This window comes from Acidimicrobiia bacterium (genome assembly GCA_016650365.1).
GTDB lineage: Bacteria > Actinomycetota > Acidimicrobiia > Spongiisociales > JAENVV01 > JAENVV01.
This window is the reverse complement of record JAENVV010000086.1, coordinates 1-17,193: the sequence shown is the minus strand read 5'-3', so window position 1 is coordinate 17,193 and position 17,193 is coordinate 1. Positions and strand designations below refer to the sequence as shown.

Here is a 17,193-nt window from a genome sequence, read left to right as displayed (position 1 = left end):
TTTCTCCATCCGATGACGGTAGAGGGGGTAGGTGGCGATGGGGAGAAGCGACGCTTCATGGCCCCAATACTCGAACAACTCGCCTCGCTCATAGGCAACCTCGTCAATCAACTCTTTGCGGTATGGACCGAGACGAGAAAAGAGCGGCATGTAGTGAGATCGGACGGCCACGTTCACCGAGTCAAGCTGGAGAAGCCCGATACGACGCATGACACGGCGCACATGGCGAACGTCGACCGGGCCGACGGGAGGCGTTTCCGCAAAGCCCTGGGCGCCGAGCGCCATCCGACGCGCTTGATCAATGCTGACAGTCCGCATAGCCGCCGAACCCTAATCCGTTCAAACTTGCCAGGCGGTCATGACGCCGATCATGGCGACGACGCCTGCCGCAATCGAAAACGGCGTAACCAGACCAGGGGCGGGGATCCGACCCTCTTGATCCACCCGACGCCACACATGCACCACGCCGAGGGCGCTCAGTCCGGCGGGCATGATGAAAGCGAGAAAGGCGACCGCTACCACGCCGATCGAGCCGTTCTCATGGACAACGCCGAGAGTCGCCAAGCCGAGACCGGCCAGAACTCCCGGTGCTCCCGCAGCCGCCCCCAGGGCCAGGGAGCCAGGAACGGTCCACGGCCGTACCTCCACCCAAACCAATGCCGGGGCGACCAATAGGATCCCGATGACCGCAGGCAGGTAGGTCCCAAATCCCAGAAAGCGGATCGGTAAGGCGAAGTCTCCGTAGAGCCTCGCCAACATCAACCCGATCGGGACAATCATCACTCCAAACGTGATGGCAGCGCTCGCCAGCATGACGAGAAATACGGTCCCCCACGAGGCCGGAGTACCTGCCCGGAACTGTTGATAGACCTCGGCGTAATTGGGTAGCCGACCATCGCTCTGCAGCGCAGGCTCATTGCCAAGCGCCGCCAGGGGGGTGCCCCGCTCTACCGGGAGCCGACCGGTGAGGGCCGATTCCTCGTCAACGCTATCGAACGTCTCAGGAATTGAACCATTGAGAGCCGGCTCATCCGAGACGGGATCGTTCATGTCATGACGGCCGTTCCGTAACACAGCACCTCGCTCATGGCGGCTGACCTACCCCTCGCCTGCCCGATCTGGGAAGTCTCAAACCGAACATTGATGACCGCCACGGCACCAAGCTTGCGGGCGTCCTCGATCATTCTCAGACGGGCCTCGGCCTTGGCTCGATGCATCATGGTTTGGTACGACTTCATTTCGCCGCCGAAGAGCTGGCGGTATTGCGCAAAGAAGTTCTTGAGATAGTCCGAGGCGATGACCACTTGCCCCGTAACGAGAGTGCCGCGGCTTGCCGTCATGCCGGCGGGCAAGAGCGACAGGTCGATCACCGGGAAATTGCGGTGAATGGCTTCTCGCCGGGCAATGTCTTCAAAATGGTTCTTCTCACGGATCCGTCCGGTGATGATGAAGGCGATCGGCAGTCCGATCACCACCAGCATCCACAACAGTAGGAAGACTCCTGCCATATCGTTCATCGCTAGGCTACGGGTTCGACGGTGACGGCGGTTCCGTATGCGTAGAGCTCTGCTGCCCCGGCCGCCACAGAGGATGTCGTGAATCGAACGTTCAATATGGCGTTGGCACCAAGCTGTTGAGCCTGAGCCATCATTCGCTCCATCGCCTGTCGACGCGATTCGGTAAGTAGCTCCGTGTACGCGGTCAATTCGCCGCCAACCAGATTCTTCAGACCCGCCCCGATGTCGCGGCCCAGATGCTTGGCCCGAATGGTATTGCCTTGGACGAGCCCTTTCAGGGCGATAATCCGGTGCCCTGGAATGGTTTCAGTGTTCACGACGATCATAAAGAATCCCTCTGTTCGACTACCGCCCAGACGCCTCAACGACCGGACCGGTTCCCCACAAGGGTACGATCTGGCCGAGCCAAAAACGAGGACACCAACGTGATCGAGCGGTACAGCCTCCCGGATATGTCCCATATCTGGTCAGAAGAACACAAGTACACACTGTGGAAAGAAGTCGAAACCCTGGTCGTCGAGGCATGGGTGGAACTGGGCGTAGCGCCAGCCGAGGCCGCCGCGGCGGTCCGTGCTGCTCCCGAAGTGACCCCGACCCAGGTGGCCGATCGAGAGGCCATTACGAATCATGATGTCGCGGCGTTCGTCGATGTGCTGGCCGCATCGACCGGTGATGGGGGCGAGTGGGTTCATTACGGGCTTACCTCCTCGGACGTGCTCGACACCGCCGGAGGGGTTCGTTTGCGAGAGGCCGCTGATCTACTCCTCGACAAAGTCGCCGTCCTGCACGCCACAGTCAAAGCCAAAGCCCTCGAACATCGGGCAACCCCGATGATCGGGCGAACCCATGGGATCTGGGCTGAACCCACCACGTTTGGACTAAAGCTGGCCAACTGGGCCTTCGAACTCGAGCGGGACCATCGGCGCCTTTCAGCAGCTCGAAAGGCGGTAGCGGTCGGAAAGATATCCGGAGCGGTCGGCACCTATGCCCACACTCCTCCAGCGGTTGAGAGTTACGTGTGTGGACGCCTGGGCATCGACATCGAGCCGGCCTCAAGCCAAATCACCATGCGGGACCGTCATGCCGAATTCCTGCAGGCGATCGCTTTGACCGGAGCGGCCATCGAGCGGTTTGCCACCGAGATCCGCCACCTCCAGCGTTCCGAGGTCGGGGAGGCAGGCGAAGCTTTCCGAACCGGGCAGAAGGGGTCATCGGCGATGCCTCACAAACGCAACCCGATCATGTCCGAACGCATGACCGGCATGGCTCGCCTGCTGCGCGGGTACGCCCAGGTGGGACTTGAGAACGTTGCCCTGTGGCATGAGCGAGACATCAGTCACTCGTCTGCCGAACGCGTCGCCATACCGGACGCCTGTGGAACGCTGAACTACATGCTGGAAAAGTTCAACGGTCTCGTCAAAAACCTGCGGGTGGACACCGCCCGAATGCAAGCCAACCTCGACATGACTGGCGGTCTGGTTTTCTCTCAGGCCGTGCTGCTCGAACTCATCGATAGCGGGCTGAGTCGCGACGAGGCCTACCGGATCGTCCAGAAGAACGCCATGGAGACCTGGGAGAACGGCGGCAATCTCCATGATCGTTTACTGGCCGACCCGGACGTGACGCTGTCGGCGGACATCCTGGCAGTTTGCTTCACGGTGAAACGGTTCCTACGCAACGCCGACGTGGTGTTCGAGCGGCTCGCCGGGTCCGATCTGCCTGGCTAGCGCGCGGCGGTTGGGTAGACCTCCGCAAGAACCGCATTGAACGACTCGATCGGGGCGAGCACCAGGGCACCCTGTGGGGTGCGGTAATTGTCGTAGTCGAGCGAGATTCGGTTGACCTGCGACTTGCCAAGGCCCCGGTACTGCCAGGCGAGCGCCAGCGCGTTCGCAAACGAGAGCCCGGAGTCGAGACGCACGGAGTTCGACAACGAGTTTGCCACCGACTGGAACGAAGACAGCGACGAAAACGAAGTGAGCTTGTGAGCAATCAAAAACAGAACGTCTTGCTCTTTACGTTGGCGGGTGAAGTCCGACGCTCCGATCGCCACCCACTGATCATCCACCAGCTGTTCGGTACTTCGAGAACGCACCCAGGCCAGGGTGGTCGCACCATTGGCTCGAATACACCCGGCCTCGACTTCCAACTTTGACTTGGCATCACGGGTCGGGTGGTCGAAGCAGAGTTCAACCCCGCCCAGTACGTCGATCACTTTGGCAAACCCTTCAAAATTCACGAGGGCAAAGTGGTCGATCGTGATCCCTGTGAAATCTGCCACCGTGAGCGCCAGCAACGTCGGGCCGTTGGCAACACCTTTGCATCCCCCGAGGTTGGCGTTGACCCGTGAGAACTCGCCGGTGCAGGCATTCGGAATGTACAGGTCACGCGGCAACGACATCATGATCGGAGCTCCCCCATCGGTCGGCTGAAGCATCAAGATGATGACATCAGCCAGATAACCGGACGCGTCGGCACCAATGATCAAGTACGAATTAAACATGTCGTCTGGCAATGGCGGGTTCGTCGCGAACGGGTTCTTGTACTTCGATTCCTCCACCAGCCGGGCTTGGGCGGCGGCCGCCTCCATGATGTCTTTCAAAACCTGATCATCGAGCCTGGCGAGTTCTTCGGCGAGCATGGCTTGCTCGATGGCGGCAATGTCAATCCCGGCGGCGGCCACCTCGTCATCGGTCAGCTGTTCACGCGCCAGCACCGACTTGGTCGGGTCATATTCGACCCGACCTGCTTCAAACCGGCCAGCCAGGTTGAAAACCCAGAGGGCGGTCACCGCCGAGAGCAGGGCAACCAGGGCCATCAAATATCGGATCCAGTGCACCGAACGAACCACATCCACGACCGACCGGCGCTTACTACTGTTTGTCATCGCCGAGCGATGGTAGCGGGCCGTCGGATCGTCCCTGAAGTCACTAGCTCCTCGACCCGGCTACGACGACATTTCCTCCAGACAGGCGTCCAAATCATCAGATGCCTCCGTCAGCGTCCCTGGCCCGTCTTCAGCGGCCATGGCAAGAGCCCTTCCCAGCCGATCATGCTCGACCTGTTCATCCACCTCGCCGAGCGTGATTGGGCGCGGGGGCGGACCCGAACGAGGACGTTGGCAACGGAAAACGCGACGGCTATCGGATTGGCCCCACTCATGCGAGTATCAACCGGACGCCCGACCTACCTGTTCCTCGGAGCCCAAGATGTTCGCTGACCAACCTGACCAGCCAGCGGTTGAAGCGGCCACCATCATGCTCATCCGCGATGCCCCAACCCTCGAAGTGTTCCTGCTCGAACGCCACCTGGACTCGGATTTCGTTGGCGGGGCCTGGGTGTTCCCTGGCGGCAAGGTCGACCCCATGGACCGGACAATCCCGACTCAAGTGCTGGCGGGAGAGCCACCGGCGTCTCTGATAGCCGCAGTAGGCGACGAGATGGCTACTGCGCTGGCCGTAGCTGCCATCCGCGAGACGTTCGAGGAGGCCGGGGTCCTCCTGGCGGCGACTCAAAGCGGTTCCGTCGAGGCGGAGTGGCTTCGGCGATCGTCCTTTGTCAATGCACGCAACGAACTCGCCACCCGGGGGAGCACCTGGGACTGGACTGCTTGGCTCCTCGACGAACGACTCCGCCTCGACCTGTCTGCTCTCACCTGGTGGTCCTGGTGGGTAACCCCGCGAGGTGTCCACCGGAGATTCGATACGAAATTCTTCGTAGCGACGTTGCCAGGCGACCAGGCGCCGCTGCACGACAACGTTGAAACAACGAACTCCCGGTGGATGAAGCCCCGCGCGGCCTTGGACGCGGCTCGGTCAGGTTCGGTGTCCATCATCCTCCCAACGAGAAAGAACCTTGATCAGCTTGGAAGATATGAGACCACCCGCCAGGCGATGAAGGCAGCCCGTGAGCCAGGATTCGAGCGCCCGCGCATCGAACCTACAGTGGAACTCGGCGACGACGGCCAGTTCTACGTTCATCACACCACGTTTGATCAGCCCGAATCCGTCTAGCATGAGCTCATGCCAGTCGTGATAGAAAACACACCCAACCCGAACGCGTTGAAATTCACCGTCGGGGTGCCAGTTGGCGGGCCCAAAACCTACCTGCCGGGTCAGACGGACGGAAACGAACTCGCGGAAGGACTTGTGACGATTCCCGGCGTGATTTCGTGTTTCATGACTGCCGACTTCGTGACCATCAGCAAACTTCCTGATGCGGATTGGAACCTCATCGCCCCGGCTGCCGAAAACCTCCTCGCGGAGCATTTCCACTCCTAGTCAGTGATCTCAAGGACCAGGGCGAACCCTCGCTCGTCGCGAACGACCACGTTCCATCCCAACTCGTCCTCCCACGCTCCCACCACCTCGTCTCCCGGTCGAAGCGGAGAAACCTGCAGGAGGTCGGCCGGTAGGTCGACCAAAGGGTGGTCTTCCACGACGACAGCCAGCTCCCCACCCGTACCGACACGACGGACCGGCAGGCTGACGTATGTAGTCCCTTCGACGGTGGAAACTTCGACCGCATACTCGCAAACCGGTAGACGGCGCGGCTCTGCACCCAGTTCAAGCAGACCGACTCGCATCGTCACCATCCATCGGTCAAGCTCACCCGATTCTTCGACGGTCAGCAACGTAATCCATTCGACGTATACCGAACCGACCGGCTCGCCATATGGATGTAGTTCAGGTCGATCGCCGCCGAGATAGTCCCGCAGGAACTCAACAGCGACCCCGCCGGCGAACTCCCGTCCTGGGGGAGGAACGATCGCTCGCAGATCGGCTTCGGCATACCCAACCGGCGACGGCTCCGTCGGGGGCGGACCTGCGGGCTCCGCCTCTAGCAACGTTGTTGCCACCCCCTCAGGGCCGGACAAGGCCACAGGTTCTGACCGGAAACTCGAGCCACGCCCGAGTGCCAGCCAGGCAACTACCAGAACTCCTGCGATTACTGCGATTCCCATACCTGCCAGGCGAGGCTGAATCGTCATCGATCGCCCGGGACTTCGGCGCAGTTGGTCCCACGGAACGAATTCGACCCGTTCCCCCTCTTCTGTCGGCTCCATATCTGGCTCCGTTCCTGCCGGGAAAGCGCTGGAGAGCCCGACCGTATGACACTCTGTTGTATGAATCAAGATGTTCAACGGGAACTCCGGCGCAGTCGACTATCGTTCAAACCGCATGACAACCACAAAGGCAGACCCAAAGCCCGGGAGGTGGATCCTCCCACTCGTGATCATCGGCATGGTGATCTTCACCTACGTATTCGTCGGCAACATCCGCAATAACACGCAGCCGGCCGACATTTCCGTCAGTCTTGGATCTGGTAGCACCGATACCACCGAGCCGGATACGGGGACTTCCACCCCTTCAACTTCTCAGCCGACCGGGGTGGTCGTCGACAGCGAATCGGTCGCCTACCTGGCAGGTATCACCGAACTCGATGCCAATCTGACAATTCTTTACACGTCGATGCTGCAAACGAATGCCGATTTTGACGCCAGGACCGTGGCGTATCCGGAAGCCCGTGACACGATCCGCGACACGATCAACCCCGCGTTCATTTCATGGGCTGCAGAAGTGAAGGCAACGGTCGCTCCCGAATCGAATACCACCCTCACGGCTCTCGGCGCCGAACTGGCTGGGCGGGCTGACGCCATCGTCAAAGCCTCCAGCGACATTCTCGCCGGACTCCAGTCGTCAGACACCGGTGAGGCCAGGGCGGCTGCCCAAGCCGACCTCAAGACCCAGGTCGAAGGATTCAACGCGGCCGTGGCCGCCGCCAACGGCTAGGCCAACGAAGTAGGCGGTTACCCGAACCGACGAGCCAGGACGGCTTGCAGGCGTCGTTCGCCAACCCCGCCAACGAACCACCACAATCCGGTCGCCAGCGCCCCCGCGACAAACGATCCCAACACGACCAGATAAGTAAGTTGGGCGGCAGTTCCGAATTCGAGCAACGTCCCCCACCCAGCCCATAGCCCCACGACCATCGCCCACACACCGTTGGCAGTAACCAGGATCGTCATGAACGAAAACCATGAGAAAGGCCCGCTGATCGGCACAGTCACGACCTTTCGAGCGCCCAGAGGAAACAGATAGGCATTCTCTAGTGACGCACCGATGAGCACCCCGTCGGCACCATTCTCATTTAGGAACGCCTCGAGAGCGGCCGCGTAGTGTCTGGCCATGATCAGGTAGCTGGCGTCAAAAGCCGTCTGGGTGCCAGCCCACAGGCAAACGAACGGCACCACCAAAAACATCTCCGGGATTCCCCACCAACCAAGTCCCAACAGGAATACAACCAGAACCAGCGCCATGCGCACATCACGGAAGAACAACCGGTGATACATACCCACCATGGCGCGCATACGACCAAGCTGGTGGCTGGCGTGTTCCTGGGCCTCCATCTGGGCCAACTCAGGCCCCCGCCAGCCACACCGCGGCGGGTTCTTGGTCTGATACGACCACTCCACCGAACTGCTCCACCGTCAGGGCCAGGACAGCCACTTGCCCCTCAATGCGCAACGAGGCGATGTGCGGGTCGGGACCAAGGACTGCGGCACTGACGACCTCGCCATCGATGACCGCCCACAGCTGATAGGTGTGGTCCCCGGGGAGTGGTGGCAGGGTATTTTCAACTATCAAAGCCGAACCATCAGGCTGGATGACGAACGTGATGGATCCGGCTTCACCGGAGAGCACGGCTGTGCGAGCGTAAGGACTGTCGATCGCAGTCGCCAACAACCGATCCGGAGAGACCTCATCGAGCTGACGATTCTGTCCTTCGATCGCGATGGTCTGCCGGGCGACCGTTGTCTCCAACGCGATGACTCGACGCTGCTGAATCATCACGACACCAAAGAGGGCAATGATTACAGTGGCTGCCACCATGGACAACCAGGGCCAGGGTTGGCGGCCAAGCGATCGATCCGGGGACTTGATGTCGCGGACGACCCGTTGCCAAAGCGACCACGGTACGTCTATCCCATCAGCAAAGCTAGACGCCGCCTCCTGGAACTGGCCCACCTCGGTGCGGCACATCGTGCAGACTTCAAGGTGAGCCGCGATGACCTGACGTTCATCGTTGTCTACTGCATCGAGCGAATACGCGCCGAGCAGCCCGATTATGTGATCGTGGTCCACAACGAGAACTAGGCGGTAACGACGCCGAGCTGACCCATCGATTCCTGAAGTCGGCTCAGCCCTCTGCGAATCCGGCTCTTGACGGTTCCTTCTGCCATCCCGAGTCGACCGGCAACTTCGCGATAGGTCAAACCGCCAAAGTACGCCAGTTCGATCACTTGGCGTTCACGCTCGGGAATCGTCTCCAATGCTGATCGGACCTTCGCTGACACTGTCATTTGCCAAACCTCTTCGTCGACACTCGGGACCGATTCAGCCCTCAACAAGGCGTCCCGTTCCTCTCGTGTACGTCGCGAAGACTCCGAGCGGATGACGTCGATTGACCGGCTGTGCGTCTTGGCGAGAAGAAACGAACGCAAGGAACCGCGGGAACTGTCGAACGCCTCGGGCTTCTTCCAGAGAGACACGAACACATCCTGGGCAATGTCGCGAGACAATTCCTCGTCCCTGATGATTCGCATGGCAAGCCCGAAAACCTGGCCGCCATGACGACGGTAGATCTCAGCAAGGGCCGACTCGTCTCGTTCAGTCACCCCGTGTACAAGATCAGCGTCTTCAAAACTAGCGTCATCCCGGTACGACATTGCTTGCCCTTCTTGGTGTCCGATAGTTTTAGCACTAAAACTATCTCGCTGTCAACTAAAACACGCGTTAGACTCTTGATCATGACTGAAGACGTCCTCTCCCTGCAGGCGGCCGCCGACGAATTGGGCGTCCACTACATGACCGCATATCGCTATGTCCGCCTCGGAAAACTCGACGCGATGAAGTCAGGAGGCGTCTGGCAGGTGCGCCGGGCCGACCTAGACAACCTCATCAACTCGGATCGGCAACAGCCAGCCCTGAAAAGCACTAAAGCGTGGGACAAGCAGCTGGAAATCGTCTTACTGGGCGGCGACGAAGCGGCCGCCTGGCAGGTTGTCGAAGCGGCACTGGCGTCAGGTCACGAGCCTTCTGAGATCTACTCCCAGATGATCTCGCCGGTATTGCGAGATCTCGGCGCCCGGTGGCAACGGGGAGAAATCGATGTGGCCGATGAGCACCGTGCCAGCCTTACGGCTGCCCGTCTGGTCGGTCGACTGTCACCGCGGTTCAACCGACGGGGCAGGCCGAAGGGAACGTTTGTGGTCGCGGCCGCACCGGACGACTTCCACTCGCTGGCCGTCATGATGTTGAGCGACCGGATTCGGGGTGCGGGCTATCGAACCGTCGACCTCGGAGCGGCCGTACCGGTCGAGTCATTAAGACGCACTGTGGCCGAGACTCATCCCCTCACGGCCGTCGCCCTCGCCGCGTTCAAACCAAGCAATGAGGCGTCGATCCGAGCGGCCATCGCCGCAGCCCGGTCTGCCCAGGATGTTCCGATCTTCCTGGGCGGCCCAGCCATCGATGGCCCCAATCATGCCAAGGGCCTCGGAGCGACTGCCTACGCCAATTCGGTCGAGGACGCTCTCGAAATCCTGAACCAATCGTCGGAGGGTTAACCGAGTGACGCCCCTGGCGGGGCGTCACTCGGTACTTCCGTTGCGAATCAGACTTGAGAGCAGATCGTATCCGTAATCAACTGGGTCACGACGTACGGGTCGCAGTTGGCATTGGGACGGCGGTCCTCGATGTAGCCTTTTCCTTCCTTGGCGACCTGCCAGGGAATCCGTACCGAGGCGCCCCGGTTGGAGACGCCATAGGAGTACTCAGTCCACGGTGCGGTCTCATGGAGCCCGGTCAGGCGGTGCTCAATGTCGGCGCCGTAGGCGGCAATGTGCTCTTGGGACTTAGTTCCGAGTGCCTCACAGGCGGCGATGATTGGCTCGTAGCTTTCGCGCATTTGCTTGGTGGAGAAGTTGGTGTGAGCGCCGGCTCCGTTCCAGTCACCCTTGACCGGCTTGGGGTCGAGGGTGGCGGCAATGCCGAAGTCTTCGGCAGTCCGGTACAGCAACCAGCGCGCAAGCCACAGGTGATCAGACGCTGCCACTGGCGACAGCGGGCCGATCTGGAACTCCCATTGCCCGATCATGACCTCGGCGTTGGTGCCCGAAATCCCGATTCCGGCATCCATGCAGTTCTTGGTGTGAGCTTCGACCACGTCGCGCCCGTAGATCTCATCGTCTCCCACCCCGCAGTAATAGCCTCCTTGGGGAGCGGGGTAACCGTGCGTCGGCCATCCGTGTACCCGTCCATCCTTGAAGAACGTGTATTCCTGCTCGATACCGAACCATGGCTCGAAACTGGCATACTTCGTCTCGGTCTCCACACAGGCGGCCCTGGTGTTGGTCGGGTGCGGTTCCATGTCAACCGTCAGCACCTCACACAGGACCAACACGTCGTTGCCGCCCCGAATCGGGTCGGGAACCGACAAGACGGGCCGCAGGACGCAGTCGGAGTTCTTGCCGGGTGCCTGGTTGGTCGACGAACCGTCAAACCCCCAGACGGGCAGAGATTCGCCGTCCTGAAGGATCCGGGTTTTCGAGCGCAGTTTCGAGGTCGGTATAGATCCATCGATCCAAATGTATTCAGCTCTATAGCTCATCACTACCTCACGATTCTCGTCGAAACGGACCTGCTACCACCAGCGTCCCAGGGTGCCGTTTCTTCGTCGTTACCCAAATGTGAACGCTGCGTTAACTCAGAACAGACAGCGCTTCCCTCTCGACCCCGATAACCGCCCGCCCGGTGGGAGTGTATCGCTCCCGGCCACCCGCCGCGTTTACCCGCCCGGCCTATTGCGACCACCAAGATCGCGCTACCGTAACTGATCATGAGCGCCGACAAACAAGCCGAGTACGTTCTCCAGACCGTAGCCAAACGCGGCATCCGGTTTATCCGCCTATGGTTCACCGACGTACAAGGATTCCTCAAGTCGGTGGCCATAAGCCCGGCAGAGCTCGAAACGGCCCTTACCGAAGGAATGACCTTCGACGGATCGTCGATCGACGGGTACGCCAGGGTTCACGAAGCCGACATGATCGCCAAACCAGATCCGACCACGTTCCAGATCTTGCCGTGGCGAGAACCTGAAGGCGTCGCCCGGATCTTTTGCGACATTCATCACACCGACGGCACTCCATTCGCCGGCGATCCACGCAATGTCCTGCGCCGGAACCTCCGGGAGGCCAACGAGCTGGGCTATTCGTTCTACGTGGCACCAGAGTTGGAGTTTTTCTACTTTGCCGACTCAGGTCCTGAACCCAAAGTCCTCGATCACGGCGGCTATTTCGACCTGACCCCGCTCGACACCGCCCAGGAGTACCGGCGAACCACTATCGAACATCTCGAGAAGTTGGGCATCCCGGTCGAGCAGTCCCATCACGAGGTGGCCCCGTCCCAGCATGAGATCACCCTCAGGTACGACGATGCCATGGCTATGGCCGACAACGTCATGTCATATCGGCATACCGTCAAAGAGGTGGCCCTGGCCCATGGCATCTACGCCACATTTATGCCCAAGCCCCTTGAAGATCATGATGGTTCGGGCTTCCACACCCACATGTCACTCTTCGAGGGCGACCAGAACATCTTCTATTCTGCCGACTCCGAGAACGGTTTGAGCCCGACCGCCGAGGCCTTCATTGCCGGTCTTGTCCATCACGCTCCGGCGATGACAGCCATCACCAACCAGTGGGTCAACTCCTACAAGCGCCTGGTCGCCGGATTCGAAGCACCCATCTACGCATTCTGGGCACGCAACAACCAATCTGCCCTCGTCAGGGTCCCCACCATCAAAGCCGGTAAAGCTTCCTCGACCAGAGTCGAATACCGGTCTCCAGACGCGGCGACCAACCCCTACCTGACGTTCTCGGTTCTGCTGGCCGCCGGCCTCGACGGCATACGCAACGGCCTCACGCTTCCCGATGAGTTGGGGACGAACGTCTTCGAGATGAGCGCCAATGAGAGACGGCAACTCGGCATCCGGCGTCTGCCAGAAACGTTATCGCACGCCCTTGACGAACTCGAGCAGTCTGAATTGATGAATCAGGCCCTCGGCGACCATGTCTTTGACTGGTTCCTACGCAACAAACGCAAGGAATGGGATGCATACCAGCACCATGTCTCCCGTTTCGAACTTGAGCGATACCTTCCGATCCTGTGAACGGTCTGGCGCTCTTTCCGGTTTCCCCCAGCGCTGAGCTGGCTTCCGCCCTACGATCCGCCGCCCTCGAACCGATCCTCCTCACGACCGAAGACCTTGACAAGACCGACGAGGCAGCCAACTGGTCGCTCGTAATCATCGAACTGGGCGATGAACCCCTGCGCCGCCTGCGCAACGCCAGGCGCCTCCAGGACGACACAGGTGTACCGATCATCCTGGCCGTGCAGAAGGACCAGATCGCGCTGATCATGGACGAAGGCTTGAACCTGGCCGACTTCATCGTGCTGCCCGCCGAGCCTCTGGAGCTACGAGCCCGGGTACGGAGACTGGCCGCCACTCTCACGACCGAGGAGATACTCCGCTACCGCGACCTGGAGCTGAACACCGCAACCTATCAGGCGATGATCGCTGACCGGCCTGCCGACCTGACCTACATGGAATATGAACTGCTCAGGTTTTTTGTTGAAAACCCCAGCCGGGTCTGGAGCCGGGAACAACTCCTGTCCAAAGTGTGGGGATATGAGTATTACGGGGGGGCGCGGACGGTGGACGTCCACGTTCGTCGGCTCCGGTCAAAGATCGGCGAACAACGAGCCGCCTGGATTACCACGGTGCGTTCGGTCGGCTATCGCTTCGGCTAGTCGCGGCCCAGCATCCGGGTGAACCCGTCGACCCAGTGCGATGGCATCTTTCCCAAAGCAGTCCGGACCAATCGGTCGGCCCCATCGGCCACCATGTCGTCAACCGCGGCCCCTTGCGCTCGTAGGACCGCCACAGCCCGCCCGGCAGCCGAGGCCAGGCCAAGTTCAACGGCCAACTCGGCAGCCCGGCGTCCCGGTTTCGGGTCGGAGTGGCTGCGACTTTGGGCGACGAGAAGATCAACCGCCGCCTCAGCCCACCCGGCGGCCAGCAGGTCTTGAACGAGTTGCTCGGCTTCATGTCCAATCGGAACCCCGCGTTCGCACTCGATGAGATAACTGAGGGCTTGGCACGTCAATCTCCACCGGTAGCCATCGACACCACCCGGGCAGGTATCGAGGGCGTTGGCAACCTCGTCGGCTGCGGCGTCCGCTGCTCCGTTGACCAGATGGGCCTTGGCCATGAGGAATCGAGCAGAGTTCTCCCAGGCGGGGAGCTGTTGCAGTACGAGTCCCAACATCTCGTTGGCAGCTTCCAATGAGTCCTGACCGTGCCCGAACATCGCAGCTCCTTCTGCCCTGGCCATATAGGCCAGGAAGATCGGGCCGACATCGCCGGTTCGAGTCGCCAGGTTGATCGACTTATCAGCGGCCACATGCGCCTCGTCGATGCGCCCGAGCCGAAACAATGATCTCGATTGCCAGGCAAGAAGATCCGCCATTCGGGCGTCCGATCCGTCCACCATCTTGTCAAGGAGTTTCGCAAAGCTGGCTTCCGCACGGCGTACCTGTCCGCGATCGACTTCAATCCAGGCCTGGTTGTAGGCGGCCAAAAACCGCTGATGCGGCTCTCCGATGCTCGACAGAACCTGCTGGCTTCGTACCGAGGCGTCGTCGGCTTCACCCGGATATCCGAGCCTATTGAGAACCTGAGCCTGCAACGACAAGAGCGAAGCGGCCTTGGCAGGCGCCTGGAACTTGACGGCTAGGAGTTGGCCGACACTCGCCATCCACTCGGCCGCAGAAGGGTTTTGGCGATCCGACGCCACCTGAGCGGCCCATCCCCAGGCATCCACGATCTCCAGCCCCTCGGCGTGCGCGGTCGCCTCGTGAATCGCCAAGTCGGCAAGTTGAGGCCAACCGGCCAGTCGATGACACGCCGCCAGCGAAAGATGGGCATGACCCCAACGTGGGCCACCGGTCTCGCCAAGCCTCACCATCGATTGCACCGCCGCCTCGAGCAACGGTTGGGCCTCCGACAGGTTCTGTCGGGACATGGAACGGTCTGCGGCCGAGATCAGGCTTGCCACCGCAAGCTCGGATTCGCCCCCCACCGCGGCGAGGAATCCGAAAGGTCCCTCGTCGGCTGGTTCGACCTGCCCGTTCCAGGCGACGATCAGAGACCCAGCAACCACTCGTCGCCTCGTCGGGCCGATCCGCTCAGACAAGCGACCAGACAACAGGGCCGGGCTAAGCGTGATGCCACGGTCTGATTCCTCAAGAAACCCTGCCGCCACCAACCGGTCAACCCGGCTGACCGCAGCCAGGGGCGATTCACCGATCAAACCGGCGACCACTCGCAACGGAAGAACCGAACCGGCCACCGAACAAGCCTCAACAATCAGCCGCTCATTGGCGTCGAGAGCGGCCACTTGAGCGCCAAGCGGTGGGACCAGATCTCCAGGAAAACCGGCTCCGGCAAGGGACATGTGGCCATTCTTCAGGACGAGCAATTCCCGGTCACGCAACAGACCGAGCAATCGAGTCAACTCGTAGGAGTCCCCATTCGTCTGTTCATACAACCACTCGGCAAAACCCGAATCGGCCACATCGGCGATTTCGGACCGACTAACCCGATCAACCACCAGGTCGACGGTGGTCGCACCCTGACCAATCGAGTCGAGCACTTGTCCGGACCGACCGGTGAGGGGGATCTGACCAAACACGACGAGGATCGGTCGCCCGGATCGGAGCCGCAGGCCGATTTGGGCCAGGAACCCGGGATTTGCATGGTGAGCAGACTGCACGATCAACGCAGTCGGGCTGCCCGACAATGCGGAGATCTGCTCGCCAAGCGATCCTGCCGACTCCGGCGCCTCAAACGCTCGAACGCGGAGTACCTCAAGTCCGGCCGCTTCGCTCAGTGCAGCGGCTTCGTCCAGCAACCTGCCAACGCCTGCCTCCGGTTCGCCAATCACCCGCACCAAAACCGCTCCGCCCGCTTGAGCCAGAGCCACCGCCTCGGACAGAGCCGCCAGGTGGCGACCACGCCCGATCAATGGGAGGTCGGCGGGACCTCCTGCCGGTCGCCGCGGTACCTGCAAGGAGGTATCCTGATTGAGGATCTGCCCCTCAAGTCGTTGCAGGTCGGGTCCCGGATCGATGCCCAACTCGTCAAGAAGGGATTCGGCGGCGGTTCGATATGCCCGCAGTGCGTCGCCTTGCCGACCACTCCGATACAGGGCAAGCATCAGCTGGGCGTGAAGTCGCTCACGGTACGGATACCGGTCAACCAGGGCTTCTAGCTCCGGCACCAATTGATCGTGCTCACCAAGTGCCAACCTGGCATCGACAAGACCCTCGGTCGCTGCAATGCGCTCCTCGGTCAGTCGGGCGACAGTCGGGGCGGCAAAGGACTCGTAGGCAAAGTCGGCTATCGCCTCTCCCTTCCACAAGTCCAGCGCGGCCCGCAGTCGAGTAGCCGCCAGGCCGGGGTTTCCTCGTTCGAGTGCCAGGCGTCCATCGGCCGCGGTGCGGCTGAAAACGCTCGCGTCGACTTCCCCATCGCGGACTCGCAACAGGTAGCCCGGCCGGCGAGTAAGAACAATCGTCGGTTTCTGGTGCTTGGCCAGGTCTGGCTCAAGCGTCTTGCGGAGTCGACTGATGTAGACCTGGATGATGTTGTTGGCGGTCTCGGGAGGCTCTTCTTCCCACAGCAAATCGATGATTCGATCGGTCGAGACGACTTCATTGCCGTTCAGTACCAGAAGTGCGAGTAAGGCGCGCTGCCTATCACCGCCCAGCGCTAACGAGCGGCCATCCTCATCAAAACCCTCGAATGGTCCCAGGAGCTGATATCGCACGCCTGGCCGATACTACCCGGGGTCGATTCAGGGACGGAGGGCGATTAGTTCGATCTCGACGAGGAATCCACCGGGCAGGTTGGCTACTTCGACCGCGGAACGGGCCGGGGGCGTTTCACCCATGTAGGTGCCGTACACCTCGTTGACAGCCGCATAGTCGTTGATGTCTTTGAGAAAGATCGTCGTCTTGACAATCGCATCGGTCGTCAGGTCGAGATCGCCAAGAATCGCCACGATGTTGTTCATGACTTGGTGGGTTTGGCCACCGACATCAAGAGCGGTCAGCCGTTCGCTGGTCTGCGGATCGAGGGCGACCTGACCGGAAAAAAACACGAACCCGTTGGCTTCGACGACCGCAGAGTACGGACCCATCGCGGCCGGGGCACTGGGTACGGCGGGGATCTGTTTACTCACGAGAACGAATTACCGCAGCCACAACTCTTTGTGACGTTGGGATTGTCCATGGCGAAGCCGGCACCCATGAGTCCGTCTTTGTAATCAAGGGTCGATCCCCGCAACATCTCGACGCTCTGGGAGTCAACGGCGATCCGAACACCAGCCCCGAAGTCTTCTACGACATCGTCAGGTTCCAACTCGGCATCAAAGAACATCTCATACGAGAAGCCTGAGCATCCACCCGGGCGGACGGCCACCCGCAATGCCAAAGCAGGATCTCCTTCTTCGGCGAGCAGGACGGCGAGCTTGCCGATGGCGGGTTCCGTT

General features: G+C 60.9%; 21 protein-coding genes. 8 read left to right on the top strand and 13 right to left on the bottom strand.

Annotation, left to right across the window (positions count from 1 at the left end; translation table 11 throughout):
* The 4 genes from JJE47_05095 to JJE47_05080 form a co-directional block, all read right to left on the bottom strand.
* Positions 1–318: winged helix DNA-binding domain-containing protein (locus JJE47_05095; protein ID MBK5266791.1), on the bottom strand; the 318-nt coding region annotated here is incomplete at its 3' end.
* Positions 319–339: 21 nt separating this feature from the next.
* A complete protein-coding gene (locus JJE47_05090) occupies positions 340–1,050 on the bottom strand; it encodes a hypothetical protein (protein ID MBK5266790.1) in 711 nt (236 codons plus the stop codon).
* The gene (locus JJE47_05085) at positions 1,047–1,517 is read right to left on the bottom strand and encodes a YbjQ family protein (protein ID MBK5266789.1); all 471 of its coding nucleotides are present in this window, start codon (positions 1,515–1,517) and stop codon (positions 1,047–1,049) included. The genes JJE47_05090 and JJE47_05085 overlap by 4 nt, the downstream gene beginning before the upstream one ends.
* A gap of 2 nt (positions 1,518–1,519) precedes the next feature.
* A complete protein-coding gene (locus JJE47_05080) occupies positions 1,520–1,843 on the bottom strand; it encodes a heavy metal-binding domain-containing protein (protein ID MBK5266788.1) in 324 nt (107 codons plus the stop codon).
* A 99-nt stretch (positions 1,844–1,942) separates the two neighbouring features.
* On the opposite strand from JJE47_05080, the gene JJE47_05075 reads away from it, so the two are divergent.
* A complete protein-coding gene (locus tag JJE47_05075; protein MBK5266787.1) occupies positions 1,943–3,244 on the top strand; it encodes an adenylosuccinate lyase in 1,302 nt (433 codons plus the stop codon).
* On the opposite strand, the gene JJE47_05070 is transcribed toward JJE47_05075, so the two are convergent.
* Entirely contained in the window at positions 3,241–4,404 is a 1,164-nt protein-coding gene (locus tag JJE47_05070; GenBank protein MBK5266786.1) for an LCP family protein, read from the bottom strand. The genes JJE47_05075 and JJE47_05070 overlap by 4 nt on opposite strands.
* 165 nt (positions 4,405–4,569) lie before the next feature.
* Between JJE47_05070 and JJE47_05065 the strand changes: the two genes are divergently transcribed.
* The 3 genes from JJE47_05065 to JJE47_05055 are packed head-to-tail and all read left to right on the top strand — an operon-like array spanning position 4,570 to position 5,797.
* Positions 4,570–4,737: a hypothetical protein gene (locus JJE47_05065; GenBank protein ID MBK5266785.1), complete on the top strand. Its 168-nt coding sequence runs from the start codon at positions 4,570–4,572 to the stop codon at positions 4,735–4,737.
* Entirely contained in the window at positions 4,727–5,530 is an 804-nt protein-coding gene (locus JJE47_05060; protein MBK5266784.1) for an NUDIX domain-containing protein, read from the top strand. Before JJE47_05065 ends, JJE47_05060 begins: the two co-directional genes overlap by 11 nt.
* Before the next feature lie 9 nt (positions 5,531–5,539).
* Complete coding sequence (locus JJE47_05055; GenBank protein ID MBK5266783.1) at positions 5,540–5,797, top strand: NifU N-terminal domain-containing protein; 258 nt, start codon at positions 5,540–5,542, stop codon at positions 5,795–5,797.
* Here JJE47_05055 and JJE47_05050 read toward each other — a convergent pair.
* Complete coding sequence (locus tag JJE47_05050; GenBank protein MBK5266782.1) at positions 5,794–6,582, bottom strand: hypothetical protein; 789 nt, start codon at positions 6,580–6,582, stop codon at positions 5,794–5,796. The genes JJE47_05055 and JJE47_05050 overlap by 4 nt on opposite strands.
* A 115-nt stretch (positions 6,583–6,697) precedes the next feature.
* On the opposite strand from JJE47_05050, the gene JJE47_05045 reads away from it, so the two are divergent.
* Positions 6,698–7,309 carry a hypothetical protein gene (locus JJE47_05045; GenBank protein MBK5266781.1) on the top strand — a complete coding sequence of 204 codons (612 nt, stop codon included), beginning with the start codon at positions 6,698–6,700 and terminating at the stop codon, positions 7,307–7,309.
* Between the two features lie 17 nt (positions 7,310–7,326).
* Here JJE47_05045 and JJE47_05040 read toward each other — a convergent pair whose 3' ends face one another.
* The 3 genes from JJE47_05040 to JJE47_05030 are packed head-to-tail and all read right to left on the bottom strand — an operon-like array spanning position 7,327 to position 9,195.
* Entirely contained in the window at positions 7,327–7,926 is a 600-nt protein-coding gene (locus JJE47_05040) for a hypothetical protein (GenBank protein MBK5266780.1), read from the bottom strand.
* A gap of 10 nt (positions 7,927–7,936) precedes the next feature.
* Positions 7,937–8,662, bottom strand: coding sequence for an anti-sigma factor (locus JJE47_05035; protein MBK5266779.1), 726 nt, complete (start codon positions 8,660–8,662; stop codon positions 7,937–7,939).
* 8 nt (positions 8,663–8,670) lie between these two features.
* Entirely contained in the window at positions 8,671–9,195 is a 525-nt protein-coding gene (locus JJE47_05030) for a sigma-70 family RNA polymerase sigma factor (GenBank protein ID MBK5266778.1), read from the bottom strand.
* 132 nt (positions 9,196–9,327) lie between these two features.
* Between JJE47_05030 and JJE47_05025 the strand changes: the two genes are divergently transcribed.
* Entirely contained in the window at positions 9,328–10,146 is an 819-nt protein-coding gene (locus JJE47_05025; protein MBK5266777.1) for a B12-binding domain-containing protein, read from the top strand.
* 47 nt (positions 10,147–10,193) lie between these two features.
* Here JJE47_05025 and JJE47_05020 read toward each other — a convergent pair whose 3' ends face one another.
* Positions 10,194–11,189, bottom strand: a complete 996-nt coding sequence (locus tag JJE47_05020; protein ID MBK5266776.1) for a glutamine synthetase beta-grasp domain-containing protein — start codon at positions 11,187–11,189, stop codon at positions 10,194–10,196.
* Positions 11,190–11,417: 228 nt separating this feature from the next.
* On the opposite strand from JJE47_05020, the gene glnA reads away from it, so the two are divergent.
* Together glnA and JJE47_05010 are read left to right on the top strand one after the other, a co-directional pair.
* Positions 11,418–12,749, top strand: coding sequence for a type I glutamate--ammonia ligase (glnA, locus tag JJE47_05015; protein MBK5266775.1), 1,332 nt, complete (start codon positions 11,418–11,420; stop codon positions 12,747–12,749).
* Positions 12,746–13,390, top strand: a complete 645-nt coding sequence (locus JJE47_05010) for a response regulator transcription factor (GenBank protein MBK5266774.1) — start codon at positions 12,746–12,748, stop codon at positions 13,388–13,390. The genes glnA and JJE47_05010 overlap by 4 nt, the downstream gene beginning before the upstream one ends.
* Here the strand turns inward: JJE47_05010 and JJE47_05005 are convergent.
* From JJE47_05005 to JJE47_04995, 3 genes are all read right to left on the bottom strand, one after another.
* Complete coding sequence (locus JJE47_05005; GenBank protein MBK5266773.1) at positions 13,387–16,470, bottom strand: AfsR/SARP family transcriptional regulator; 3,084 nt, start codon at positions 16,468–16,470, stop codon at positions 13,387–13,389. The genes JJE47_05010 and JJE47_05005 overlap by 4 nt on opposite strands.
* Before the next feature lie 27 nt (positions 16,471–16,497).
* Entirely contained in the window at positions 16,498–16,884 is a 387-nt protein-coding gene (locus tag JJE47_05000; protein MBK5266772.1) for a reactive intermediate/imine deaminase, read from the bottom strand.
* On the bottom strand, positions 16,881–17,193 hold a 313-nt coding region (locus JJE47_04995), incomplete at its 5' end, for an iron-sulfur cluster assembly accessory protein (protein MBK5266771.1). The genes JJE47_05000 and JJE47_04995, both read right to left, overlap by 4 nt.

Bases quoted from the DNA above. Each gene is read 5' to 3' on its own strand.
- JJE47_05060 (MBK5266784.1), top strand. From the start codon at position 4,727: ATGTTCGCTGACCAACCTGACCAGCCAGCGGTTGAAGCGGCCACCATC.
- JJE47_05040 (MBK5266780.1), bottom strand. From the start codon at position 7,926: ATGGAGGCCCAGGAACACGCCAGCCACCAGCTTGGTCGTATGCGCGCC.
- JJE47_05065 (MBK5266785.1), top strand. From the start codon at position 4,570: ATGCTCGACCTGTTCATCCACCTCGCCGAGCGTGATTGGGCGCGGGGG.
- JJE47_05050 (MBK5266782.1), bottom strand. From the start codon at position 6,582: ATGGAGCCGACAGAAGAGGGGGAACGGGTCGAATTCGTTCCGTGGGAC.
- JJE47_05045 (MBK5266781.1), top strand. From the start codon at position 6,698: ATGACAACCACAAAGGCAGACCCAAAGCCCGGGAGGTGGATCCTCCCA.
- JJE47_05055 (MBK5266783.1), top strand. From the start codon at position 5,540: ATGCCAGTCGTGATAGAAAACACACCCAACCCGAACGCGTTGAAATTC.
- JJE47_05080 (MBK5266788.1), bottom strand. From the start codon at position 1,843: ATGATCGTCGTGAACACTGAAACCATTCCAGGGCACCGGATTATCGCC.
- JJE47_05020 (MBK5266776.1), bottom strand. From the start codon at position 11,189: ATGAGCTATAGAGCTGAATACATTTGGATCGATGGATCTATACCGACC.
- JJE47_05025 (MBK5266777.1), top strand. From the start codon at position 9,328: ATGACTGAAGACGTCCTCTCCCTGCAGGCGGCCGCCGACGAATTGGGC.
- JJE47_05090 (MBK5266790.1), bottom strand. From the start codon at position 1,050: ATGAACGATCCCGTCTCGGATGAGCCGGCTCTCAATGGTTCAATTCCT.
- JJE47_05085 (MBK5266789.1), bottom strand. From the start codon at position 1,517: ATGAACGATATGGCAGGAGTCTTCCTACTGTTGTGGATGCTGGTGGTG.
- JJE47_05070 (MBK5266786.1), bottom strand. From the start codon at position 4,404: ATGACAAACAGTAGTAAGCGCCGGTCGGTCGTGGATGTGGTTCGTTCG.
- glnA (MBK5266775.1), top strand. From the start codon at position 11,418: ATGAGCGCCGACAAACAAGCCGAGTACGTTCTCCAGACCGTAGCCAAA.